Origin of the sequence: Novosphingobium sp. YAF33 (assembly GCF_052113265.1) — a bacterium.
Taxonomy (GTDB): domain Bacteria; phylum Pseudomonadota; class Alphaproteobacteria; order Sphingomonadales; family Sphingomonadaceae; genus Novosphingobium.
The window spans coordinates 45,444-69,646 of sequence record NZ_JBFRCW010000013.1 but is presented as its reverse complement, the minus strand read 5'-3'; the positions used below and the strand labels follow the sequence as shown (position 1 = coordinate 69,646).

Here is a 24,203-nt window from a genome sequence, read left to right as displayed (position 1 = left end):
GCATCGCCGGGCGGCCTTGGCCCGTTACCGACCTTGCCCGTTCCCGATCCTGCTTCGCCTTGTCCGCACGAGCGCGGTGACGACGAGCGACTCATTACTCGCAATTGACACATTGTGAAATATAAAAATTGATTTCATATGTGGATTGTGGTCGATGGCACATGGAAATTCCGCGCTCCCTCGGCGAATAAGGGGCGGGCAAGGGATCGGAGAGGATCGATGGACGGCAAGACGCGCTATCAGGCGCCCGCGCTGAAAAAGGGGCTGGAAATCCTCGAACTTCTGGCAGGTTCGAGCGAGCCACTGATCATGTCGGACATATCGGCGGCGCTGGGCCGGTCGGTCAGTGAAATATTTCGAATGTTGCAGGTGCTGGAAGAGCACGGCTACATCGCGCGGGCCGAGGACGGCTACCGGCTGACCAACCGGCTGTTCGCGCTGGGCATGAGCCAACCGCCGATCCGCGACCTGGCCTCCACCGCGCTTCCGGTCATGCAGGAGCTGGCCCGCGGCGTGGGCCAGAGCTGCCACCTCGCCGTCGCATCGGGTGCCGAGATGATCGTCATCATCGCGATCGAAGCGCCGGGACTTTCGGGATTCGCCGTCAGAGTCGGCTATCGCCGTCCGCTGCACCTCTCGAACTCCGGCCGCATCCTGCTCGCCTTCCAGTCGGCCGAGTCGCGCGCCGCCATGCTGGGCGACATCCGCAGCGCAAACCCGGCCTTCGATGAAGGCGAGCTGATCGCCAGGCTCGAAAAGGTGGCCGCTGCCGGCGGCGCCAGCGAGCCCAGCCCGATGCTGACCGGGATCACCGACCTTTCGGCCCCCATCCTGTTCGGCGGGATCGCGCGCGCCGCGCTCACCGTGCCGTTCGTCGCCGGGCCTGCCAGCAAGACCACGATCGAGGAATGCAGCGCCAGCGTGCGCCAGGCAGCGGCCGCGATCGGCAATGCCATGTCCCCGATCCGCCAATGGACATCCCCGGAGCTTCAGGAGCAGACCCCGTGACCCAGTTCACCCGCCGCACCACGCTGGCCGCCGCGGCCGCGCTGACCATCCTGCCACGCCTGGCGCGTGCGCAGACCAGCGCTCAGGACGAAGTCGTGCCGCTCTGGCCCGGCGCAGCGCCCGGTGCGCCTGCCGCGCCGATCCACCGCAAGGTGGCGGACCAGTCCAGGGACCCCGCAAAGCCCGATCGCTGGGTGACGGGGATCGACCGGCCCGTTCTGGTGGTGAAGCGTCCGGCCCGGCCCAACGGCAGCGCCATGCTGATCGTGCCGGGCGGCGGCTACGGCTTTCTGTCCTACGACAACGAAGGCACGAGCCAGGCGGCCTGGCTCAATGCCAGAGGCGTGACGGCCTTCATCCTGCTTTACAGGCTCCCCGGCGAAGGCTGGAGCAAACGCGAGGACGTTCCCCTGCAGGATGCCCAGCGCGCCATGCGCCTGATCCGCGCCGGCGCGAGCCGGTTCGGCATCGATCCCGGCAAAGTGGGCGTGCTCGGCTTTTCCGCGGGCGGCCACCTGGCCGGATCGCTCGCCACCCGCCATTCGGAGCGCGTCTACCAGCCGGTCGATCAGGCCGACAGCCAGAGCGCCGCGCCGCAAGTGGCCGGTCTGGTCTATCCCGTCGTCAGCCTGCTCGCGCCCTTCACGCATGTCGGTTCGCGGGACAACCTGCTCGGACCGGGTTCCACCCCCGCCATGCAGAAGGCCCGTTCGGTGGAAGAGCGCGTCGACGGGGCGACCTGCCCGACGTTCCTGGTCCATGCGGCCGACGACGGCCTGGTGCCGCCCGCCAACAGCATCGCCCTGTTCCAGGCCCTGCAGGAAGCCAAACGGGCTAGCGCCCTGCACATCTTCGAGAACGGCGGCCATGGCTTCGGCGTTCGCCTGCCCGCAACCATGCAGGCAGCCGCCTGGCCTTCGCTTTTCGCCAGTTTCGCCGCCACGCACGGAGTGACCGCGGCGTGAGGGCAGGCATGGCCGCCCTGGCGCTGGTTGCGGGCCTCGCTTCTGTCCAGGCGGCGGCGCAGCAATATCAAAGCTCTCCCGAGCGCAGGACCGTGGAGGAAAAGGACTGGGGCCAGTGGCTCGGGCCGTTCCGCGCGAAGCTCGTGCCCAGCCTGATGCAGGACTTCGGCGAGCGCTATCTCTATGCCCCCGCCAACGCAGCCCTTCCCGCACCGCGCCCCGGCGAAAAGCGCGTGGTCTTCCTGGGCGATTCCATCACCGATCGCTGGAACCTGACGGCCAGCTTTCCCGGCAAGCCTTACGTCAATCGCGGCATCGGCAGCCAGGTGACCGCGCAGATGGTCCTGCGTTTCCATCAGGACGTGGTCGCGCTGAAGCCTTCTGCGGTCGTCATTCTGGCGGGAATCAACGACATCCAGGGCTTTCTCCAGCACGAGACGCCCGATCAGATCGAGACGAATTGGGAGGCCCTGGCCGACCTGGCGGATCGCCACGGGATCAAGGTCGTGTTCGGCGCCCTGCTCCCGGTGAACAACTATACCCCGGCAGCGAAAGACGTCGTGAAGGAGCGCGATCCGAAGGAAATTCTGGCGCTCAATGCCTGGCTTCGCGCCTTCTGCGCCAGGCGGGGATATGGCTTCGCAGACTACCACACCCCCATGGCCGACCGTGACGGCCTGATGGCGGCGCGCTTCACCGAAGACGGCGTCCATCCGCTCGACAACGGCTATGCAGTGATGGCGCCAATCGCCCAGCGCGCCATCGAACAGGCCCTGAAAGGCAAGAAATGAAAACGAGCCGCCTGCTCCCGGTCGCCGCGCTGGCACTGGGCTTCTGCCTTGCTCACCCTGCCGCCGCGGAAACGCGCGTGCCGGGAGATCCCCACGCCGAGGATCCGGTCGGCATCGTCACCGATCCCTGCCCGGTCCATCCCGCACCTGCGGATGCCGCCGGCTGGCAACTCTGGAACCTCCACATGCTGACCCGCGATTTCGGGCAGCTCTGCCGCTATGCAGAGGCGAACCGGGCGCTGGCGGGGCAGAAAGTCCGGGTCGTCTTCATGGGCGATTCCATCACTGACAACTGGATCAACGCCGATCCGCAATTCTTCACCGGCGGCATCGTCGATCGCGGCATCAGCAGCCAGACCACCGCGCAGATGCTGGTGCGCTTCCGCCAGGACGTCGTCGACCTGAAGCCCGAGACCGTGCACATCATGGCCGGCACCAACGACATCGCGGGCAATACCGGCGCGGCGACGATCGACACGGTCATGGGCAATATCCAGAGCATGGCGGAACTGGCCCGCGCGCACGGGATCAAGGTGATCATCGCCTCCGTTCCCCCCGCCGCCGCCTTCCCCTGGAGCCCGGGCAAGCTGCCTGCGCCTCAGGTGGACGAGATGAACAGGCGGCTCTCCGCCTATGCCCGCATCAACCACTTCGGCTATGTCGACTACCACCGGGCCATGGCCCAGCCGGACGGCGCCATGAAGCCGGGCCTTGCCAGCGACGGCGTTCATCCCACGCCGGAAGGCTATGCCGTCATGCGCCCGCTGGCCCTCGCCGCCATTGCCGCCACCATTACCGGAACTTCGGGAGCCCCCAAATGATGGACCTCAAGCGACGCTCCTTCCTGGCCGGCGCCGCGGCGCTGGGCCTCGCCCGCACCGCGCGTGCCGCCAGCGCCATGGGCACGATGCCCGGGCCGGTGCAGGCCAACTGGCCTTCGCTGGTGGCGAACTACCGCTATCCCGACTGGTTCCGGGACGCGAAGCTGGGCCTCTGGGCGCACTGGGGGCCGCAGTCGGTTCCGCAGCAGGGCGACTGGTACGGGCGCTTCATGTACATGCAGGGCCACCCGATGTACGAACATCACCTCAAGACTTACGGCCATCCGTCGGTGGAGGGGATGAAGGACATCCAGAACCGCTGGACGGCGGAACGCTGGCAGCCGGAAGCGCTGGTGGAGCGCTACAAGAAGGCCGGCGCCAAGTATTTCGTCGCCCTCGCCTGCCACCATGACAACCTGGATTGCTACGACAGCCGCTACCACGCCTGGAACAGCCTGCGCGTCGGCCCGCGCAAGGACGTGGTGGGAATCTGGGAGAAAGCCGCGCGCCGGGCCGGGCTGCGCTTCGGCGTCTCCAATCACGCCGCCCACGCCTGGCACTGGTACCAGACCGCCTATGGCTACGACCCGACCGGACCGGATAAGGGCCGCCGCTACGATGCCTTCAGCCTGCGCAAGGCCCATGGCAAGGGCCAGTGGTGGGACGGGCTCGACCCGCAGGAACTCTATACCGGCGGCCATGCCGTCATGCCCGATGGGATCGACAGCATCGCCGCGATGAACGCGTGGCACGAGGCGAACGACGGCCAATGGATCGAGACCGGGCCCAAGGACGACCCGGCCTACGTCACCCGCTGGCTGCTGCGCCAGACCGACCTCATCGACAAGTACCGGCCCGACCTGGTCTATTTCGATGACTACGGACTGCCGTTCGGCCCCGTTGGGCTGGAGGCGGCGGCGGACTACTACAACCGCTCGATCCAGTGGCACGGCAAGATCGACGTCGTCCTGACCGCCAAGCAGCTCTCGCCCGAGGCCCGCTTCGGCGTGGTCCAGGACGTCGAACGCGGCTATACCGACCATATCTGGGACGAACCCTGGCAGACCGACACCTGCATCGGCGACTGGTTCTACAACGTCGCCCGCCTCAACGACAAAAGCTACAAGACCGCCGAGGAAGTGATCCAGCGGCTGGCCGATGTCGTGTCGAAGAACGGCAACCTGCTGCTGTCGATTCCGCAGCCGGGTGACGGCTCGATCGACAGCGAGGAAGACCGGATACTCGACCAGATGTCGGAGTGGATGGAAACCGGGGGAGAGGCGATCTTCGGCTCCCGTCCCTGGCGCCATTACGGCGAAGGCCCGAACCGTCCGGTGCTGGGCATGCAGAGCGAGGACAAGGCGAAACCCTTCACCGCGCGCGATATTCGCTTCACCACCAACAAGGGCGCGCTTTACGCGCTGGTGCTCGGCAAGCCGGAGGGCGACGTCACGATCGCGACGCTGGCTGCCGGCCGCGAACCGGGGGTGGTCGAAAAGGTGACCCTGCTTGGCAGCGGACCGCTGGTTCACCGCCGCGACGGGCAAGGGCTCCATCTTGAAATGCCGCGCGGCCACCGCGGCTTCGTACCGGTCGTCCGTATCGACGGGCGTGGATTGATCTGAATTGCAAAACGACATTGCAGGCGAACAGGGGACAAGAGGAATGATCGCAGGAAGCCTAAAAGCCCGAATGAAGGCTCAGACGACAATGGCCAGATCGATGAAGGCCAGATCGATGAAAGCCGGCGCGCTGGCGAGCGTTGCGGGCGCGGCCTGCCTCGGCCTGGCCATGCCCGCGCTGGCAGCGCCGATGGCATTGCTGGACCGCAACGGAACGCGCGTCGCCGTGGAGCCCTATGCGCCCAACATCGTGCGCGTAACCATCGCTCTCGATCCCGAACTGGCCGAAGCCGCGCCGGGCGAAGGCCCCAATGCCGCGCCGGACGCCGCCGGGTGGAACCATAGCGCCGGCACCGACGGCGACATCTTCGCATCCTCCGCGCTCAGCCTCACGGTCGATGCCAAGCCCTGGCCCAAGGCACCGAGCCAGATGGAGCGCTATTTCGCGCCTTCGCTGCCGCCGGTCAGCCTGTCGATCCGCGACGGCCAAGGGGAGTTGCTGACGAAGATGACGGGTTGGGACATGGCCCCCGTCACCGTCAACGGCGAGAAGACCTTCAAGGTCGGCGCGACGTTCGAGGCGGTGTCGGGCGAGCATTATTACGGCCTCGGCCAGAACCAGGAAGGCACGCTCGATCTCAAGGGCCGCCAGATCGACTGCTCGCACAGCTATGACGCGCCGGCGGGCGAAACCGTCTGCGTGCCGTTCCTCGTCACCACCAAAGCCAACGGCAAGCTCTGGGGCATCGTCTGGGACAACCCGGCGCGCACCCTGGTCTGGCCGGGCCTTCATTCGACCACCCGCTTCCAGTCGCAAGTGGGTGAGCGCGTCTCGTTCTTCGTCATCACCGGCAAGACCAGCGACGAACTTTACGCCGGTTACGCCAAGCTGACCGGCGCCACCCCGCTACCGCCCAAGGCCGGCTTCGGCCTGATCCAGAGCAAGGCGCGCTACGAAAGCCAGCAGGAACTGCTCGGCATCGCCAATGGCTATCGCCAGCGCGGCTATCCGCTCGACGTCATGGTGCTGGACTGGTTCTACTGGACCCGCATGGGCCAGCTCGACATCGACCGGACGTACTACCCCGATCCGAAGGGCATGAACGACACCCTGAAATCGATGGGCATGCGCTCCATCATCAGCGTCTGGCCCCGTTTCGAGCGGGAATCGCGTTACTTCGACATGCTGGCGGGCAAGGGCTGGTTCCTGAAGGACAAGGACGGCAAGCCCGTGGACGGATTGCCCATGCGCTTCGACCGGGCCGGTGCGCTGATCGACAGCACCAATCCCGAGGCCCGCGCGTGGTTCTGGGGCAAAGTGCGCGACAATATCCTCAGCCAGGGCTTCGACTGGCTCTGGCTGGATGAAACCGAGCCCGATCTCATTCCGGACGGCTATTTCTACTCCATCGGATCGGGCGATCGCTACCACAACCTGTTCCCGCTGGTGCACACCTCGGGCGCGGCGGAAGGCTCTGCGCGCGACCGGCCCGGCATGCGCAACATGATCCTGTCGCGCGCCGCCTACCTCGGCTCGCAGCGCACCGGCAGCCTGTTCTGGTCCTCGGACGTGAAGTCCACCTGGGAAGCCCTGCACCGTCAGATCCCCACCGGCCTGAACTTCACCGCCTCGGGCCTGGCCTATTGGGGCAGCGACATCGGCGGCTGGCAGTGGCCGAGCGGTCCGAAAGCCGAACATCCCGTGCTGGTCGATCCCGCCGGAGCGACCGCCATGGCGCCCGACTATCCGGACTATCCCGAACTCTTCGTGCGCTGGTTCCAGTACAGCGTCTTCACCCCCACCCTGCGCATCCACGGCCAGCGCCCAGCCACGGCGATCTGGGAATACGGCACCGCCGCCGAGCCGATCCTCGCGGACTACCTGCGCCTGCGCTACACACTCATGCCCTATATCTATTCCCTGGGACGGCACACTTACGAGACCGGCGCGCCCTTCATGCGCGCGCTGTTCATGGACTTCCCGAACGATCCCAAGGCCGCGACGCTGGGCGACGAATATATGTTCGGCCCGGCCTTCCTGGTGGCGCCGGTCACCGAGCAGGGGCAGACCCGCAAGTCGGTCTACCTCCCCGCCGGCACCGCCTGGTACGATTACTGGACCAACCAGCGTTTCGAAGGCGGACAGAGCGTGGACGTCGATGCCTCGATCTCCCGCATTCCGCTGTTCGTGAAAGCGGGCTCGATCGTGCCGATGGGCGCGGCCGTGAAGAGCACGGCGGAGCAGCAGGCGATCGAAAGCATCCGGGTCTATCCGGGCGCAGACAGCCACTTCACGCTCTACGACGATGACGGTACGACGAACGCCTATCGCAAGAGCGACGGGCGCAAGGCCGAGCTGGTGTGGAACCAGGCGGCCGGAACGCTCACGAGCAAAAGCAAGCTCCCCACCGGCCAGTCCGTTTCCGGCCTGGTGCGCGTGATCGGGGCGGGTACGGCAGGACAGGAAGCAGGACAATGACCGGTATCAATCGCAGGGAACTCGGGCTGGGGCTGGCAGCAGCAGGCCTCGGCACGGCACTGGGCGCCTGGCCCGCCTCCGCGCAACCTTCCGCCCCCGGCACGGGGCCGCGCACGGATCGCGGGACTCAGGACCCGCTGGGCTTTCCTGCCGACTTCACCTGGGGCTGCGCCACCGCGGCCTACCAGATCGAAGGCGGCGTCAAGGAAGACGGCCGCGGTGAGACCGTCTGGGACACGTATGCGCACACCCCCGGCAAGACGACGGACGGCGGCACGGGCGATGTCGCCTGCGACAGCTATCACCGCTATGCCGAGGATATCGCGCTGCTGAAGGCGCTGGGCGTGAAGGCCTACCGTTTCTCGGTGGCCTGGTCGCGCATTTTCCCGAGCGGCAAGGGCAAGCCCAACCAGAAGGGGCTCGACTACTACAACCGCCTTGTCGATGGCCTGCTCGCCGCGGGCATCGAGCCGCACATGACGCTGTTCCACTGGGACCTGCCCACCGGCCTCCAGGGCGGCTGGCAATCGCGCGATACCGCCCTTGCCTTCGCGGACTATGCCGGCTTCATGGCCAGCAAGACGTCCGACCGCGTGAAGCACTTCATGACGGTGAACGAACTGCGCTGCTTCACCGACCTTGCCTACTGGAACGGCAACAAGGCCCCCGCGCTGCGGCTGCCGATGGATCAGGTCAACCAGGTGCGGCACCACGGCGTGCTCGCGCACGGGCTCGGCGTCCAGGCGATCCGCGCCCATGCCAGGGCCGGAACCCAGGTCGGCCTGGCCGACAACGCCACCATCTTCGTCCCCGCCATCGAAACGCCTGAGCACATCGAGGCGACCAAGAAGGCCATGCGCGAGGAGAACGCCATGTTCCTCACCGCGATCATGGAAGGGCGCTATATCGACAGCTACCTTGCCGCGCAGGGCAAGGACGCGCCCAAGGTGCAGGCAGGCGACATGAAGGCGATCGGCAGCCCGCTCGATTTCGTCTCGCTCAACGTCTACACCGCGAACACCGTGCGGGCTGCCGCTACGGCGAGCGGCTACGAGATCCTGCCGCATCTCGCCAATTCGCCGCGCATGGCCTCACCCTGGCTCTACGTGACCCCGGAAGCGCTGTACTGGTCGATCCGCACCGTCAGCGAGCTGTGGAAGCCGAAGAAGCTCTATATTTCGGAGAACGGCTGCTCGGCCGACGATCCCGTGGCCCAGGACGGCAAAGTCTACGATGCCGACCGCGTGATGTACTTGCGCAATTACCTGACCCACCTCCAGCGGGCAGTGAGGGAAGGCTATCCCGTGGACGGCTACTTCCTCTGGAGCCTGATGGACAACTTCGAGTGGGAGGACGGCTATACCAAGCTGTTCGGGATCCACCACGTCGACTTCAAGACCCAGAAGCGCACGCCGAAGCTCAGCGCCGACTGGTACCGCGAACTGATCCGCAGCAACAAGCTGGTCTGACTGTCGCGCCCCCCGGCCGGTCCTGTCCGGCCGGGGATACCGCGGCGATGGGCTCAGTCTTCTTCCCGCGGCGGCAGCCAGCCGAGTCCGGCGGAGATCTGCCGCGCCGCTTCGCCCAGCATCCGGCGCGTTTCGTTGAGGTCGGTTCGCTGGGAGCCGTCGATGGTCAGGAGAAACGGCAAGGTGAGCGCGGCGCTGACCTGCCCGTCGAAGCCGAAGACCGGGAAGCTGATGTCGGTCACGCCGGACGCCCGCGCACTCGGCTGCATTTCATAGCCCTGCTCGCGGACCGTATCGAGGCGTTTTTCAAGCCGCCGCAGCGCTGCCTGGCTGGCGTCTGGCAAATCGGCGATCGCGGCCGCCCGGCGCTCCGGCGAGGTGAAGGCCAGGAGGACGTGCCCCGAACAGCTCGTCATCATGTCCACCACCGTGCCCAGCCGAATGCCGAAGCCTACCGGCCCGGCGTTCTCCTGGCGATGGATCACCGTGGCGGCAGCGCCGGTGCGGACCACCAGATGGCACGACTGGTTGGTATCGATCGACAACTGGTGCATGACCGGCGCCGCGACATTGCTCAAGGTATGTGCGGGCGTGGCGCGAAAGGCGACATCCAGCACGCGGTAGGACACGCTGTAGCGGTCGTTGGCGGGATCCTTGCGCAGCCAGCCGCGCCGCTCCATCACGATGATGATGCGGAACACTTCGCTGATCGAACGTTCCAGCCGCTGGGCGATCTCGCTGATCGTAAGGCCGCTGGGATCGCGCGCGAAAAGTTCGAGGATCTCGATCCCTTTTTCCAGCGCGGGTGCGGAATAGGCACGCTTGCCGTCCGTCTCACCGCTTTCGGTGTCGGATCCGCGCTTTGCCCCTGATGCTCCTGCGGAGCGGACGTTGCCCAAAATCTTTGCCCTTCCTTGCTCCTGCCCGCCCCCCGCGAGCCACGCGGCGGGGACCGTCCCCGCCGCGATCATCCTTGACGGCCGTTCGCGATCAGCCGGCCGCGACCACGCGCTGGTTCTGCTCGCCCAGACCCTCGATGCCCAGGCGCACGGCCTGGCCCGCCGAGAGGAAGCGAGGCGGATCGAAGCCCAGTCCGACACCGGCGGGCGTACCCGTCGATATCACGTCGCCGGGCTGAAGGCTCATGAACTGGCTGAGATGCGAAATGATCGCCGCGACGGGGAAGATCATTTCGGCCGTGGTGCCGTCCTGCACGCGCTCGCCGTCCACTTCCAGCCAGAGGCGCATGTCGTCCAGCGCCGGAGCCTCGTCGGGAGTGACCAGCCAGGGGCCGATCGGGCCGAACGTATCGCAGCCCTTGCCCTTGTCCCAGGTGCCGCCGCGATCGAACTGGAAGCTGCGTTCCGACACGTCGTGAACCACGCAGTAGCCGGCAACGTGGTCCAGGGCTTCGGCTTCGGAAATGTAGACCCCGCCCTTGCCGATCACCACGCCGAGTTCGACTTCCCAGTCCATCCGGTCCGAGCCGCGCGGCTTGACGATATCGTCGTCCGGCCCGCAGATCGCGCTGGTCCACTTGTTGAACACCACCGGTTCCGACGGGATCGCCATGCCGCTTTCGCGGGCGTGATCGCGGTAGTTGAGGCCGATGCACACGAACTTGCCGACACCGCCCACGCAAGGTCCGATCCGCGCGCCCTCGGGCGCGAGCGGCAGGCTTGCCAGGTCTAGCCCGCGCAGTGCAGCCAGCCCCTCCGGCGTCAGCACGTCACCGGCGATATCCGGGACGATCTGCGATATGTCCCTGATGCGGCCTTCACCATCGAGGATTCCCGGGCGTTCCTGCCCCTTCTCACCGAACCGCACTAGCTTCACAGCATACTCCTTCGAAAGATAATCACGTCAACAGCCGGTCGAGGTGCGTATAGCCGCCGTCCGGAAATATCCATTGTCCCGTCGTGTGGCTGGCCCGCGCGGAGAGCAGAAAGACCACGGTGTCGGCCACTTCGCCGGCCATGGTCATGCGCCGCCCCAGAGGTACCCGCTCCGAAATCTCCGCCAGCTTGGCGCCGGGATCCTCGAAACTCTCGATCCACCGGGCATAGAGCGGCGTCATCACTTCGGCGGGCAGCACCGCGTTCACGCGAATGCCGTCCGCCAGCAGCGCCGCCGCCCATTCGCGCGTGAGGCCGAGCTGCGCCGCCTTGGCGGCGACGTAGCCACTGGTCTGCCCCTGCCCGGTCACCGCCGTCTTGGACGAGATGTTGACGATGGCACCCCGGCTTTCGCGCAAGTGCGGCAGGCAGTGATGGGCGAGCCCGTAGTAATGCGCAAGGTTGGCGTGGACGGAGGCCATGAAGGCCTGCGTTCCGGCCTCCAACCCCACCCCGTCGTTCGCCCCGGCATTGTTGACCAGACCGTGGATCCCGCGGCCGTCGGCGGCGATCTCGGCGATCGCGTCCCGGCAGGCATCGTCGTCAGTGACATCGACTTGCCGGAACAGCGCATCGCCTTGCAGTTCGCGCAGCTCGGCTTCGAAGTCGGCGGCCAGGGGACTGCGCCCCAGGATCGCCGGTATGGCGCCTTCGCGCGCGAGGGCCAGCGACACCGCGCCGCCGATACCCGCCCCGCCGCCGCTGACCACGACGACCTTATCCTTCAGTTCCAGGTCCATCAGTCCACCCGGTACTGGGCGATCGATTCCGCCTTCATCTCGATGGAGAAGCCCGGACGCTCCGGCGGCATATAGGCAGCATCCCGGATCACGCAGGGGTCAACGAAGTGCTCGTGCAGATGGTCGACATATTCGATCACTCGGTCCTCCATCGTGCCCGAGAAGCAGAGGTAATCGATCATCGACAGATGCTGGACATATTCGCAGAGGCCCACCCCGCCGGCATGGGGCCAGACCGGCAGGTCGTACTTCGCGGCCATGAGCAGCACGCCCAGGATCTCGTTCACCCCGCCGATGCGGCAGCTGTCGATCTGCACCACATCGATGGCCTCGCGCATCATGAACTGCTTGAACAGCATGCGGTTCTGGCACATCTCGCCCGTGGCGACACGAACCGGGTGGATCGCCTCGCGGATGGCCCGGTGCGCCTCGACATCGTCAGGACTGGTCGGCTCCTCGATGAACCAGGGCTTCGCGAAGGCCAGCGCATTGACCCAATCGATGGCCTGCTGCCGCTCCCATATCTGGTTGGCATCGATCAGCAGGCGGCAATCCGGCCCGATCACCTCACGCGCGATGCGCACGCGGCGGATATCGTCCTCGAGATCGCGACCGACTTTTAGCTTGATCTGCCGGAAGCCTGCATCGACGGCCTCCTGCGCCAGACGGCGCAGCTTGTCGTCGGGATAGCCGAGCCAGCCTGCCGAAGTGGTGTAGCACGGGAAGCCGCTCTCCAGCAGCCGTTCCACCCGCTGGGCCTTACCTTGCGCCTTGCGCGTCAGCAGTTCGAGCGCTTCCTTCGGGCCGATGCAATCGGTCATGTAGCGGAAGTCGATGGCGCGCACGATCTGCTCGGGGCTCATCTCGCCGATCAGCCGCCAGAGCGGCTTGCCCTCGACCTTCGCCCACCAGTCCCACACCGCATTGACGACGGCCCCGGCAGCCATGTGCATGGCGCCCTTGTCGGGGCCGATCCAGCGCAACTGGCTGTCGCCGGTGACATGACGCCAGAACCGGCCCGGATCGTCCCTGATCCAGTCCAGCTCCAGCCCCACCACCAGCGGCCGCAGGGCTTCGATCGCGGCGACGCAGATCTCGTTTCCGCGCCCGATGGTGAACGTGAGACCGTGCCCCTCGATATCGAGATCGTCGGTCTCCAGGATGACATAGGCCGCCGAATAATCGGGGTCGGGGTTCATGGCGTCCGATCCGTCCAGCGCCAGGCTGGTCGGGAAGCGAATGTCGGCGGTGCGCAGGGCGGTGATGCGGCTCATTCGACGGTCCATCCGCCGTCGATCACGGCCGTGGTGCCGGTCGTGAACGCGCTTTCGTCCGAAGCGAGGTAGGTCGCCAGCGCGGCGATCTCTTCCGGCCGGCCAAGCCGGCCCACCGGCTGACGCGCGGCGAAGGCGCTGCGCGTCTCCTCGAAGGAGTTGCCGGTCGCCTCGGCCTGCGCCTTCATGCGCCCTACCAGCGACGGGCTTTCCACCGTGCCGGGACAGATCGCGTTGCAGCGGATTCCCATCTCCACGTAATCGGCCGCGATGGACTTGGTCAGCCCAATCACCGCCGCCTTGCTGGCGCCGTAGGCGAAGCGATTGCGCACCCCGATGATCGAAGAGGCGACCGAGGAGATGTTGACGATGGATCCCGTTCGCTTGTCCACCATGGCCGGGAGATACTCGCGGATAACGCGGAAAGCGGCCGTGACGTTGAGATCGAGCGCCTGCGTCCATTGTTCGTCGGTGCAGTCCAGCAACGTACCGGGATGGACGATCCCGGCGCAGTTCACCAGAATGTCGCAGCTCCCCGTGGCGCGCGCCAGTTCCCGGATAGCCCCGGCATCGGTGAGGTCGACCACATGGGTCTCCACGCCCACAAGGTCCGCCAGCCCTTCGCGGTCCCGGTCGACGGCATGAACCGCCGCGCCTTCCGCCACGAACCTTTCCGCGATCGCGCGGCCAATCCCTGCTGCCGCAGCGGTCACGACCGCGCTCTTACCGGCAAGTCTCATCAAGTACCTCGTTCGAATGGAGTGTCGGGCGATCCGGCTGGGCGTGACGTCAAGCGCCGGTTCCCATGGCCGTTTCGCGGCAGGCAGCCAGATCGCCGTCACCGGCAAGCTGGAAATAGGCACGGCGGGCATTGCCGCCCATGATGGCGTCACGGTCCCCCGCGCCGAGCGGCGCCAGGAGTTTCAACGCGAGCGCGTGAACCTCGCGGTAACTGGCGGCCAGTTCGCAGACCGGCCAGTCGGAGCCATAGATGAGCCGCCCAGGTCCGAAGCAGTCTAGCAGATGCTCCATGTAGCGCAGCATCTGCAACTCGCTCCAGTCCCGTCCGCGCGCCTGGGTAACGAGGCCGGACAGCTTGCAGAACACCGGATAGGCCTGCGCGACATGGGCGATCCGGCTTGCCCAGGGCTCCCATTCGCCCGTCGCAATTCCCGGCTTGGCACCGTGATCGATGACGATGCGGCCCGGCCCCACGGCATCGAGAAAGGCCGGAACGCCGTCAAGCTGCGGCGCGTGAATGAGAAGGTCGTAGGCGTAACCGGCTTCCAGAACCTGCCGCACGCCGCGCCGGAAATCCGGGCGCTCCAGGAAGTCCGGATCGGGCTCGTCCTGCACATGGTGGCGAAAACCGATCAGGCGCGGCTCGTCTGCCAGCACGGCAAGACGTTCGGAAAGATCGGGAGCGGTCAGGTCAACCCAGCCCACCACGCCCACGATAGCGGCATGGTTCGCGGCCAGGTCCAGCAACCAGCGAGTCTCGCCTTCGCTCTGACGCGCCTGGACGGCAATGGAGCCCGCGATTCCGCAAGCGGTGAGATCGTTTGCAATGAGGTCGGGAGTGAAATCCCGATCGATGCCGGAGCCCGCCTCGATCCACGGGTATGCCCCCGGATCATAGGCCCAGAAATGCTGGTGCGCATCGATATGGCCCGACATCATCGATCGGCGCTCCTCTCTCTCACTGCCGTATTTGACAGCATCTTCTATATGTGAAAATTTAGCGAGCGATCGGGCATAGCGCAAGCGTCAATCTTTTGTGGAAGACGGTTGCGCGCGAAAGGCCGGCGAAGCACAAGTCCTGAGGACGGGACGGAGAGGATGGAAATGGAGACGATCCTGGCGGCAGACTTGCCGGCGGTTCCACCGACGGGGCAACTTGCACCGGAAGAACCCGGCACCGTTTCGCGCTTCGTATTTCCGGGGTTCTGGCCCGGCTTCGTGCTGGTAACGAGCGTGTTCTTCGCCTGGGCCCTGGCAAACAACCTGAACGACATCCTCATCCGCCAGTTCCAGAAGGCCCTCGCCCTCTCGCGCGGAGAGGCCGGTTTCATCCAGTTCGTGTTCTACCTCGCCTATTTCGTCTGGGCGCTCCCTGCCGGCTTCCTTCTCAAGCGCTTTGGCTACCGGGCGGGACTGCTGACAGGGCTTGGCCTCTACGCGCTGGGCGCGCTGCTGTTCTTTCCCGCGGCAGAAGTGCACCGCTACTGGGCCTTCCTGCTCGCCTTGTTCGTAATCGCCTCGGGCGCAGCATTTCTAGAAACTTCGGCAAACCCCTATGTCGCTCGCTTCGGCGACCCATCGCGCGCCTCGCAGCGGCTCACTTTGGCGCAGGGCTTCAACGGGCTTGGCGCCGTGGTCGCCCCGATCCTGGGCGGGCTCTTCATCTTCTCGGGCGTAGAGCACAGCGCGGCCGACCTCTCGGCCATGACTCATGCCCAACTCGAAGCCTGGCGCGGCACCGAGGCGGACATGGTCAAGATCCCTTACTTGTGCCTTGCCGGCTTCGTCGTGATCCTCGCCGCCGGACTGGCGCGGGTTCGCTTGCCGCGAATCGAGAGCGCGCCGAACGATGCCCTGACCGGTGCCTCCACCGGCAGCTTGCGCACCGTGCTGGCCAATCGCCTCCTGCTCGGCGCCGTGATCGCCCAGTTCTTCTACGTCGGCGCGCAAGTCGGGATCTGGAGTTTCTTCGTGGACTTCACCAAGCACCTCGCCCCGCAGACTCCCGAGCGGACCGCTGCATTCCTGCTCTCCGGCAGCCTCGTGCTGTTCATGGCGGGCCGCTTCGTGGGCGCCGCCCTGATGCACCGCGTGCCGGCGGCTAGGTTGCTCCTGGGTTTCGCGCTCGCCAACATCGTCATGGTCGCACTGGCCATGTCGCTGAGCGGCGTGGCCGCCATTGCCTGCCTGGCGCTTACCAGCTTCTTCATGTCGATCATGTTTCCCACGATCTTTGCGCTGGGCATTCGCGATCTGGGTGCGGGCACCACGATGGGGTCTTCGCTGATCGTCATGGCCGTGATCGGCGGCGCCGTGTTCCCGCCGCTGATGGGCCTCCTCAGCGAGCGCGCGGATCTTCAGGTGGCGATGGCGCTGCCACTGTTCTGCTTCGCCGCAGTGGCGCGCTTTGCCTGGGGCGCAGCTTCCCGTCCCTCGCCTGGATGACAATTGGCGTTAACTTCCTGGCCCTGGGAACTTTTCCGGATTGTCCCGCATTCTCAAGCCGGCAATGACAGGGCAGACAAGGCGCGGCGCCAGTGAGGACCGCAACGGTTCCCGGCGCCCGGAGGATGCAAATGAAGATCTACACCCTGAAGTTCGCACAGCCACACGGGGCTGGCGAAACCATCCATTTTGAAGCGTTCGATTTGCCCGAGGCCCTCATGCTCGCCCACCGAGAGGCCGCCACCCGCGACGCCGAGCTATGGGACGGCGAGACCCGGCTCTGTGCGATCCGCCGCTCGAAGGACGCCCCCTTGCGCCGCTCCCCTATCGTCGCGGCGCCCGATATCGACACTGACGTCGCCGCCTGAGCCTGCTCCACACCGTCCTCGAATAGAAATCCAGCGCGGGAAAAACCGGTTTTCCGCCACATACCGGGCACTTTGGCCCGGTATATCGGTTGAGCCTGCTGAACGCAGGCAAGGCTGGATGGGACCGGGCATGAGCAACAAGACAACACCTCGCGGCACCGCGCTGCGCCTTCGATTGGCTTCCGCGCTTGTCGTGACCAGTATCTGCGTCGCTCTTTGCGCCAACACGGCGCCGGTGCCTTCGCCTGCAGACCAGTATGGCGCCCTGTTCTCGGACGTACAGGAGAACAAGATCTTCGAGGACGGCAAGACGTTCGTCGATGCCGTGCCCCGCACTGATCCCGCAACGATCATGCGCAAGTTCGAGGCAGCGAAGCCCACGACGCCTCAGGAACTACGCGCCTTCGTCCTGGCCGAGTTCATCGTCCCCGGCATAAACGACACCGCGCCGACCGAGATGCGCGCCCACATCAAGGCACTCTGGCCGCAACTCGTTCGCCGAGACGCACAAACCCCGCGCGCGGGAGATTCCGCGATCCATCTCGAACAGCCCTACGTCGTTCCAGGCGGCCGTTTCCGCGAGATGTATTACTGGGTCGGAGGAAGGCTGTATGACGGTGTTCGCCAAGGTTCGACTGAGTAAGAATAACATCTATTTATCAGATATTTAATCGGATTTAGACTTCCCTGGCGTTCGATGGAACAAGCCCCGAGTTACCGCCAGAAAGCCCCTATGCGGCCCCTGGAGTTCGGGATCAGGTGAGGACTACTCAAATGCCAATCGCCAAATTGAACAGACGAACTCTCGACGCTTCCCAACCTCAGACCACGGAGTACGAGCTCCGCGATTCAGTTTTGCCAGGATTCCTTTGCAGGATCGCGCCAAATGGCCGAAAAACCTTCATGCTACAGTACCGTACCACCGACGGCAGGAGACGCAAACCAGCGATCGGCGCTTACGGCGAACTTACCGCAGAACAAGCGCGGGCCATTGCTCAAAAATGGATGGCGGATGTTCGAGCCGGAGGAGACCCACTCTTCGACAAGCAGCATCGCCGCGAGACCCTCACCCTCAAGCAGCTCTTTACTGAGTTTATGGATCGCCATGTGGCAAAGCGTTGTCGTCGGACAACCTACACGACCTACGACACCGTAATCCGCAGGCATATTTTACCTGTACTCGGTCATGTGAAGATTGACGCTATATCCAAGGAAGCAATGAAGGAGGTCATCGCAGATTTCAATAATTCACGTGGAATTGGCAATGTAATCATTACATCTCTAAAAAAGATGTTCAATCAAGCTGAATATTGGGGTTACCTCGAAAAAGGTAAAAATCCTTGCAAAGGCTTTAAGCCGTTCCCAGTTCAAGAATCTACGCGGCTCCTCCTGGACGATGAGCTAGCCAGGATATTCCGATATCTTGATTTGGCACATGAACTTTGTCTGGAAAATGAAGGGGTCTTGCTGGCGGCTCGGCTTCAATTCGCTTTTTCCGCTAGGATATCCGAAATCCTCACTCTTGAATGGAGTTGGATCGACTTCAGCACTCGTCGTGTCGTTTGGCCTGACACCAAGACTGGACGCCTTTGGAAACCCCTCAGCGTGGAGGCACACAAGCTTTTGAAGAAGGCCGAGCTCAGCGCGACGTCCATTTATGTCATTCCCGCGCCCGGCGATCAGAAGAGGCGTATGCCTTATGCCACCTACTGGGCTGCCTGGGGCAGAATCTTAAAACAAGCGAAAGTCACACATGTCGGTACTCACGCTGTCAGGCATCGTGCAGCAACTGATATCGCGAACTCAGGACTTCCCCTGAAAGTAGGCATGGCGCTCACGGGTCATAAGGACATCCATGTTTTCATGAGATATGTTCACATAGTGGACAATCAAGTTCATGATGCGATCAACCTCGTCGAGAAAAACCGCAGTGTGGCGGTCAATAACCATCGAAAATATCACCCCTAATTGGCGCAAAGCCAAGCTGTTAGATCGACGATCGCACCCAGCGACATAGCTGGTCACCACTTGCGCTACACCAAGGATTGCCTCGTGAAAAACAACCGTAAGATCCTTCGCCTTCCCGTTGCATTCCTCGGCTTGGTGCTGTGTGGTAACGCGCCGTCACCATCGCCAGCGGATTTGTATGGTGATCTTTTCTCGGCAATCCAGGAACAACATGTGTTTGAAGACGGCAAAACCTTTGCAGATGCCGCCGCGAAAACTCCCCCTCAAGACATCGTTGCTGCTTACAATCGCGAAAAGCCGAACACACCAGCCAAGCTGCGTGCTTTCGCACTGCGGTTTTTCATTGTGCCAGGAGTGAATGACAAAAATCCTTCAAACATCCGGGAGCACGTAAGGTCACTGTGGCCAACCTTGACGCGTATAGATAAAAGTTCTCTCGCAGAAGAAAACTCATCTCTGATAAACCTCCCTCATGATTACATCGTTCCAGGCGGTCGTTTCAGAGAATCCTACTATTGGGACTCTTATTTTACCATGCTCGGCCTCGTTGCAGACAAACGTGACGATCTTGTCGAAAGCATGATCGACAACTTCACCAGTCTGATCGAACGCTTCGGCCATATTCCCAACGGAACCCGCACTTACTATCTGAGCCGTTCACAGCCGCCGTTCTTTGCGCTCATGCTCGACTTGTCGAAGCAAACTGACTCCGCGGTGCGTGCCCGCCGTCTTGCGGCACTGCGCAAGGAATACGCCTATTGGATGGCCGGCGAAGGTTGCGCGCAGAAATCCAAGAAGCCTTGTGACCGCGTGATGCCGATGCCGGATGGCAGCCTGCTCAATCGCTACTGGGACGATCGCCATACGCCGCGCGACGAGTCCTTCGCCGAAGATCGCGCAACCGCAGCAAAAGCATCCGGCCGTCCACCCGAGCAGATGTACCGGAACCTGCGCGCCGGCGCGGAAAGCGGATGGGACTTCAGCTCACGCTGGCTTACCGATCCAAAGGATCTCTCGACGATCGAGACGACATCGATCGTGCCCATCGATCTCAATGCCTTGCTCTGGGCGATGGAGAGGCACATTGCCAAGCAATGTGCGCAAGCGGGCGACAGGCCCTGCGCTAACGAATTCGTCAAACGGGCCGATCTACGCAAAGCCTCCGTCGATCGGTATCTGTGGCTGGGCAAGGAGGCCCGCTACTCCGATTGGGCCTGGTACGATCGCAAGGCAACGCCCGTCCTGTCGAGCGCAACTCTCTATCCTCTGTTCGTCGGCATGGCCTCCACCGGACAAGCCAGAGCGGTTGCAAATACGACCCGGGACAAGCTGATCGCGCCAGGCGGCCTGCGCACGACAAACCTCCGCACGGGCCAACAGTGGGACGCTCCGAACGGCTGGGCTCCCCTTCAATGGGTCGCCATCGAGGGTCTGGAGCGCTACGCCCACAAAGACCTGGCGCAGAACATCGCGACCCGCTGGATCAAGACGGTCGAAGTCACGTACCATGAAACCGGCAAAATGCTCGAAAAGTACGATGTCGAGGAGCGTCTGCCCGGCGGCGGCGGTGAGTATCCGCTCCAGGACGGCTTTGGCTGGACCAACGGCGTGGCAAGCGCAATCCTGGAGCGCTACCCGATCAGCACAAACTGATCGGCACGGCGGGCGGGAATGTCTGCCAAACCCACCCAACAGGCGCATCTGATAACGGGCGGCCTCACAAGAGCGTGGCCGACACCGGGCAATTTTCCGGAAGGTTGCCCGGCTGCTATCCGTTGTATCCATGTGCAGAGAACAGCTAAGTCCTTTTCTCCAGTATCGCCGAGCCCGAGTCTGAGTTTAAACAAGCGATGGGAGCTAAGGCATAAGGGCACCCCCCAACCTTACGCACGAAATTCGCCCGAGAGGCACACTCCTGCACCGCATTGAACATGTTAGACGATCTATTTTTCTAATATGATGCGCCTCCTTGCGCAGTCATTCAGCTCGGGAGCACCCATAATTATGGCAGCAACGACGTCCCCATATCTCACAAATTCTGAAGCGGCAGAGTTTCTTCGTCTTTCCCCTAGGACACTTGAAAAGCTGAGAGTGATCGGCGGGGGCCCACCGTTTAAAAAATTTGGCCGTCGGGTGCTTTATTCGCTTGTGGATGTTGAGCTCTGGGCCAATCGCCGGTCATTCGATAACACCAGCCAAGCGAATTGAACTTGGCGACGCCGATGCCTAATTTCCGAAGGCGCAACCAGGTACAGCGCGCATCGCCATCGGAGCGGACGTAGAGAACTGATCTCGGATCTCTGTTGCGGCGCCCAGTTTATCGAATTGTCGATTAGCCGGAATAAGCGGAGGTGGTCGCCACTTGTCGATGGTCCAGGGGCCACCTGCGGCACCCAAAACGCCAACAGATTAGCGCTCCATATTTGCGATAGGCCGCCCGACAGCTGCGATTATACGATATTAACTCATAAAATCAGTATGTTAATAAATAGCCAGCAGGGCGCGTAGTAGGTCAATTTCCGGCTGGGAGCCATATAGGAGCCACGCGGATGGAAGTTGAGGGGTGTGTGATCGCATCCAACGAGCGCAATTTCGCGTGCGAATGAAAGTGTTGATCGCGGGATGCTATGGGCATCCGGCCGCGCTAACAGAGTCGACGGAGGTTATTTTCTTTCGGGGTGCCTTGGCCGAAATATTGCATAGACTTTGTTGTAGTGCTCGGCGCCCTCATTCATTCCTCACGGCGAGCGCCAAACCCTGTAAGGGTTGGATCAGACCGACCACGTCAGCATGCCTTGGAGCGGACATTCGGCTCCTGACCGGAGCTGGGACAGAACTGCCGTTCGAGAGCGATAGGCCGAACGGCAGCCCTTTCCGGGAGCGGTCCGACCGTAAAACCTCGGTTGATTGCTCCGTGAAGCTTCAGGATCGTGCAAACGATCGTTGTATGTGATCGCAGCACACATCGAAGGCGAGCCTAATCTGAGGCTCTTTAAGCCCATCGGGATGTGCCACGACATATACGTCAAGCGGCGGCAGTTCGACATGCGTGAACAACTGGACAAGACCTTCGGCGGATATGCAGGGCAACACTCCTACCCCCATTCCAGCTCTGATAGCCATCGTGAGTGCGTCGAACGAGGATAGACGGAGCGGCCTGGCGGCGAAACCCATGGCCCGAACTGCCCGCATTACCGCCATTTCGCTTAAGGGCGAGGCAAGATCGATCAGTTCTGCTTGATGCATCTGCGGATGCGATCCGAGGGTTCGGAAATACTCTTCACTGGCGTAGAACCCGAATGGAATCTGCGCCACCGTGCGATATATCAGCGACGGCTCGCCCAGGTGCACCGTGCGGACCGCTATGTCTACAGCGCCTTTCGCCATTTTGACCAGGCGCTGATCGGTCAATAGTTCGACCCAGCATCCCGGCATCACGCTACGAAGTTCTGCAATCACGTCGATCAGGATCGGTGTAAAGCCCTCTCCCGACGAGAGGGTGACAGTGCTGCCGGCCCCGTCACTAACGCCCACTTGTGGGGCAAGGGTCCGCTCCATCGCTTCGGCAACCGCCACAAGTTGCCGTCCTCGTGCCGTTGGCCTCACTCCTTCCGAACCACGATGCAACAGAGCTTGGCCCAGTGCGTCTTCAAGCCGGTCCATACGCCGCGAAAGGGAGGACGGTACCATGCCGACAATTCGGCTGGCCTGAAGGAAGCTCCCGCGCCGAACTACCGCCAGAAAGAGGCGAAGATCGTCCCAATCCAGATTTTGTTTTGCATTCATGAAAAGCTGATTTGCATGGGTGATCGTTCTACGCAAATCAATCTGTCGCTAAGTCGCAGATCCCGCTTTCAATCAAGGACGCCGATCATGTCGACTGCATTCGTAACCGGAGCAACCGGATTGCTGGGAAGCAACCTCGTTCGCCTCCTGCTGAAGCAAGGGTATCAGGTGAAAGCTCTCGCCCGATCTCGCGAAAAGGCACACCGGCAATTTGCCTCTGAGAAGGAAATCTCGGCGCTGACGGTCATCGAGGGCGACATGGCGCAGATCGACCAGTTTGCTGCAGCCCTACAGGGCTGCGATGTGGTCTTTCACACGGCCGCGTACTTTCGCGAAAGCTACCGCGGCGGCCGGCATTGGGCCGAACTGCAAGCCATCAATGTCGACGGCACCCGGCAGCTGATCGAGGCGGCCTACCAGGCCGGAGTGCGAAAGTTCATACACACGAGTTCGATCGCCGTGCTGGACGGCCCGCGCGGCGGCCTGATCGACGAGACGATGATCCGCGACGAAGCCGATGCTGACGATTATTATCGCAGCAAAATCCTATCCGACCGGGCAGTGGCAGAAGCGCTCGATCGCTATCCGGACCTCTTCGCCTGCTTCATCCTGCCCGGCTGGATGCACGGCCCCGGCGATCTAGGGCCAACCTCGGCGGGCCAATTCACACTCGACTACCTGCACGGCCGCTTGCCGGGCGTGCCGCCGGGCACCTTTGCGTTCGTCGATGCCCGGGATGTTGCGCACGCCCTGATCATTGCCGCCGAAAAAGGAAGGCGCGGCGAGCGATATCTTGCCGCCGGTCGGCATGTTGCGATGCGCGATCTTATGCAATGCTATGCGCAGGTCACCGGCATCGCGGCCCCAAAGCGAGCCATACCTCCCGCCGTGTTATGGGTCGTGGCCGGCTTTCAGGAACTGTCGGCCAGATTGATGGGCAAGTCTGCCCTCATGGGACTCGCCACCGTTCGTCTCATGTTGCGCGAAGCGGATCGTACCCGCTTCGACCACCGCAAGTCGGAGCACGATCTCGGTCTTTCCTTTCGGCCGATCCACGAAACCGTTGCCGACGAGGTGACATGGTTACGCAACGCGGAACGAGCCTGAAATTCGAACGGAAACCGTGTGTCATTAACGAGCGGCCGCTTGGGCTGCTCTCTTGATGATGCAAGAACGGCCAATTCCTCTCTCCCGGACGCTGCGAAGCCGCGATAGCTCTCGACTTATTGCGAATTTATCGCAACATCGCTAAGCGCGCACGAAATGTCCTCGAACGCCAGTGCCTTGACGCCTCTGCTGTTGACGGAACGCCGCTCGCTTCTGCGGCTGGCGCAGCGCATCGTCGGCAATGCGCCGGCGGCAGAGGATGTGACGCAAAGCCTGTGGTTCCGCGTCCAGCGGGTGGAGGACGATCCGCCTATCCTCAACAAGAAGGCATTCCTCTACCGCCTCGCCACCAACCTGGCGACCGACCATGTGCGTGCCGCTGCGCGCCACGGCAAGCTGTTCGACGGCGGCGAACTGCCATTGGAAGTAACGGCGGATACCCCTTCCGCCGAAACCCGGATGGTCGATCGGGAGCGGCTGCAACGGCTTGAGGCAGCTCTGGAGGAGTTGCCGTTACGCTGCCGTCAGGTCTTCACGCTTCGGCGCATCGACGGGCTGCCTGCGCAGGAGGTAGCGGAAAGGCTGGGCATCACGCTCAATGCCGTAGCGAAGCACGTACGCATCGCGGTGCGGCATTGTCATGCCAGACTTCAGGATGATACGGACGCGTGACGTTCTTTTTTCGCAGCGAACAGTCCCGATCCGCGCACGCCGGACGTCTCAT

The 24,203-nt window shown here is 63.3% G+C and carries 22 protein-coding genes; 15 read left to right on the top strand and 7 right to left on the bottom strand.

What is annotated here, in order from left to right; all coding sequences use genetic code 11:
- Positions 1-219: 219 nt before the first annotated feature.
- From AB4Z00_RS21880 to AB4Z00_RS21850, 7 genes are all read left to right on the top strand, one after another.
- Entirely contained in the window at positions 220-1,008 is a 789-nt protein-coding gene (locus AB4Z00_RS21880; protein ID WP_314466164.1) for an IclR family transcriptional regulator, read from the top strand.
- The gene (locus AB4Z00_RS21875; protein ID WP_442047233.1) at positions 1,005-1,973 is read left to right on the top strand and encodes an alpha/beta hydrolase; all 969 of its coding nucleotides are present in this window, start codon (positions 1,005-1,007) and stop codon (positions 1,971-1,973) included. Before AB4Z00_RS21880 ends, AB4Z00_RS21875 begins: the two co-directional genes overlap by 4 nt.
- Positions 1,970-2,764: a GDSL-type esterase/lipase family protein gene (locus AB4Z00_RS21870; protein WP_442047232.1), complete on the top strand. Its 795-nt coding sequence runs from the start codon at positions 1,970-1,972 to the stop codon at positions 2,762-2,764. Before AB4Z00_RS21875 ends, AB4Z00_RS21870 begins: the two co-directional genes overlap by 4 nt.
- Positions 2,761-3,585: an SGNH/GDSL hydrolase family protein gene (locus tag AB4Z00_RS21865; RefSeq protein ID WP_442047231.1), complete on the top strand. Its 825-nt coding sequence runs from the start codon at positions 2,761-2,763 to the stop codon at positions 3,583-3,585. The genes AB4Z00_RS21870 and AB4Z00_RS21865 overlap by 4 nt, the downstream gene beginning before the upstream one ends.
- On the top strand, positions 3,582-5,210 hold the full coding sequence (locus AB4Z00_RS21860) for an alpha-L-fucosidase (RefSeq protein WP_442047230.1): 1,629 nt from the start codon (positions 3,582-3,584) through the stop codon (positions 5,208-5,210). Before AB4Z00_RS21865 ends, AB4Z00_RS21860 begins: the two co-directional genes overlap by 4 nt.
- A 112-nt stretch (positions 5,211-5,322) precedes the next feature.
- Positions 5,323-7,686 (top strand): glycoside hydrolase family 31 protein, encoded by a 2,364-nt coding sequence (locus AB4Z00_RS21855; RefSeq protein WP_442047264.1) that lies wholly within the window; start codon positions 5,323-5,325, stop codon positions 7,684-7,686.
- Positions 7,683-9,155, top strand: coding sequence for a GH1 family beta-glucosidase (locus AB4Z00_RS21850; protein ID WP_442047229.1), 1,473 nt, complete (start codon positions 7,683-7,685; stop codon positions 9,153-9,155). Before AB4Z00_RS21855 ends, AB4Z00_RS21850 begins: the two co-directional genes overlap by 4 nt.
- A 53-nt stretch (positions 9,156-9,208) precedes the next feature.
- Here the strand turns inward: AB4Z00_RS21850 and AB4Z00_RS21845 are convergent, their stop codons facing one another.
- The 6 genes from AB4Z00_RS21845 to AB4Z00_RS21820 all read right to left on the bottom strand — a co-directional run bounded on the left by AB4Z00_RS21845 (position 9,209) and on the right by AB4Z00_RS21820 (position 14,744).
- Complete coding sequence (locus tag AB4Z00_RS21845) at positions 9,209-10,054, bottom strand: IclR family transcriptional regulator (protein WP_314466153.1); 846 nt, start codon at positions 10,052-10,054, stop codon at positions 9,209-9,211.
- Positions 10,055-10,145: 91 nt separating this feature from the next.
- Positions 10,146-10,991, bottom strand: coding sequence for a fumarylacetoacetate hydrolase family protein (locus AB4Z00_RS21840; RefSeq protein ID WP_132265474.1), 846 nt, complete (start codon positions 10,989-10,991; stop codon positions 10,146-10,148).
- Between the two features lie 22 nt (positions 10,992-11,013).
- Complete coding sequence (locus AB4Z00_RS21835; protein ID WP_442047228.1) at positions 11,014-11,790, bottom strand: SDR family oxidoreductase; 777 nt, start codon at positions 11,788-11,790, stop codon at positions 11,014-11,016.
- Positions 11,790-13,064, bottom strand: coding sequence for an L-fuconate dehydratase (locus tag AB4Z00_RS21830; RefSeq protein WP_442047227.1), 1,275 nt, complete (start codon positions 13,062-13,064; stop codon positions 11,790-11,792). The genes AB4Z00_RS21835 and AB4Z00_RS21830 overlap by 1 nt, the downstream gene beginning before the upstream one ends.
- Positions 13,061-13,804 carry an SDR family oxidoreductase gene (locus tag AB4Z00_RS21825; protein ID WP_442047226.1) on the bottom strand — a complete coding sequence of 248 codons (744 nt, stop codon included), beginning with the start codon at positions 13,802-13,804 and terminating at the stop codon, positions 13,061-13,063. Before AB4Z00_RS21825 ends, AB4Z00_RS21830 begins: the two co-directional genes overlap by 4 nt.
- A 49-nt stretch (positions 13,805-13,853) precedes the next feature.
- On the bottom strand, positions 13,854-14,744 hold the full coding sequence (locus tag AB4Z00_RS21820) for an amidohydrolase family protein (protein WP_442047225.1): 891 nt from the start codon (positions 14,742-14,744) through the stop codon (positions 13,854-13,856).
- Between the two features lie 165 nt (positions 14,745-14,909).
- Between AB4Z00_RS21820 and fucP the strand changes: the two genes are divergently transcribed.
- The 6 genes from fucP to AB4Z00_RS21790 all read left to right on the top strand — a co-directional run bounded on the left by fucP (position 14,910) and on the right by AB4Z00_RS21790 (position 20,794).
- Positions 14,910-16,250 (top strand): L-fucose:H+ symporter permease, encoded by a 1,341-nt coding sequence (gene fucP, locus AB4Z00_RS21815; protein WP_442047224.1) that lies wholly within the window; start codon positions 14,910-14,912, stop codon positions 16,248-16,250.
- A 131-nt stretch (positions 16,251-16,381) separates the two neighbouring features.
- Positions 16,382-16,618 carry a hypothetical protein gene (locus AB4Z00_RS21810; RefSeq protein WP_314466139.1) on the top strand — a complete coding sequence of 79 codons (237 nt, stop codon included), beginning with the start codon at positions 16,382-16,384 and terminating at the stop codon, positions 16,616-16,618.
- Between the two features lie 130 nt (positions 16,619-16,748).
- Positions 16,749-17,261 carry a trehalase family glycosidase gene (locus tag AB4Z00_RS21805; protein ID WP_442047223.1) on the top strand — a complete coding sequence of 171 codons (513 nt, stop codon included), beginning with the start codon at positions 16,749-16,751 and terminating at the stop codon, positions 17,259-17,261.
- A 131-nt stretch (positions 17,262-17,392) separates the two neighbouring features.
- Positions 17,393-18,586, top strand: a complete 1,194-nt coding sequence (locus AB4Z00_RS21800) for a tyrosine-type recombinase/integrase (RefSeq protein ID WP_442047222.1) — start codon at positions 17,393-17,395, stop codon at positions 18,584-18,586.
- Positions 18,587-18,670: 84 nt separating this feature from the next.
- Positions 18,671-20,239 carry an alpha,alpha-trehalase TreF gene (treF, locus tag AB4Z00_RS21795; protein ID WP_442047221.1) on the top strand — a complete coding sequence of 523 codons (1,569 nt, stop codon included), beginning with the start codon at positions 18,671-18,673 and terminating at the stop codon, positions 20,237-20,239.
- A gap of 303 nt (positions 20,240-20,542) precedes the next feature.
- Positions 20,543-20,794 (top strand): helix-turn-helix domain-containing protein, encoded by a 252-nt coding sequence (locus AB4Z00_RS21790; RefSeq protein WP_442047220.1) that lies wholly within the window; start codon positions 20,543-20,545, stop codon positions 20,792-20,794.
- Between the two features lie 714 nt (positions 20,795-21,508).
- Here the strand turns inward: AB4Z00_RS21790 and AB4Z00_RS21785 are convergent.
- Positions 21,509-22,408 (bottom strand): LysR family transcriptional regulator, encoded by a 900-nt coding sequence (locus AB4Z00_RS21785; protein ID WP_442047219.1) that lies wholly within the window; start codon positions 22,406-22,408, stop codon positions 21,509-21,511.
- A 51-nt stretch (positions 22,409-22,459) separates the two neighbouring features.
- Here AB4Z00_RS21785 and AB4Z00_RS21780 point away from each other — a divergent pair, with 51 nt between their 5' ends.
- The gene (locus AB4Z00_RS21780; protein WP_442047218.1) at positions 22,460-23,479 is read left to right on the top strand and encodes an SDR family oxidoreductase; all 1,020 of its coding nucleotides are present in this window, start codon (positions 22,460-22,462) and stop codon (positions 23,477-23,479) included.
- A 156-nt stretch (positions 23,480-23,635) separates the two neighbouring features.
- Positions 23,636-24,151 (top strand): RNA polymerase sigma factor, encoded by a 516-nt coding sequence (locus AB4Z00_RS21775; protein ID WP_442047217.1) that lies wholly within the window; start codon positions 23,636-23,638, stop codon positions 24,149-24,151.
- Positions 24,152-24,203: the final 52 nt, after the last annotated feature.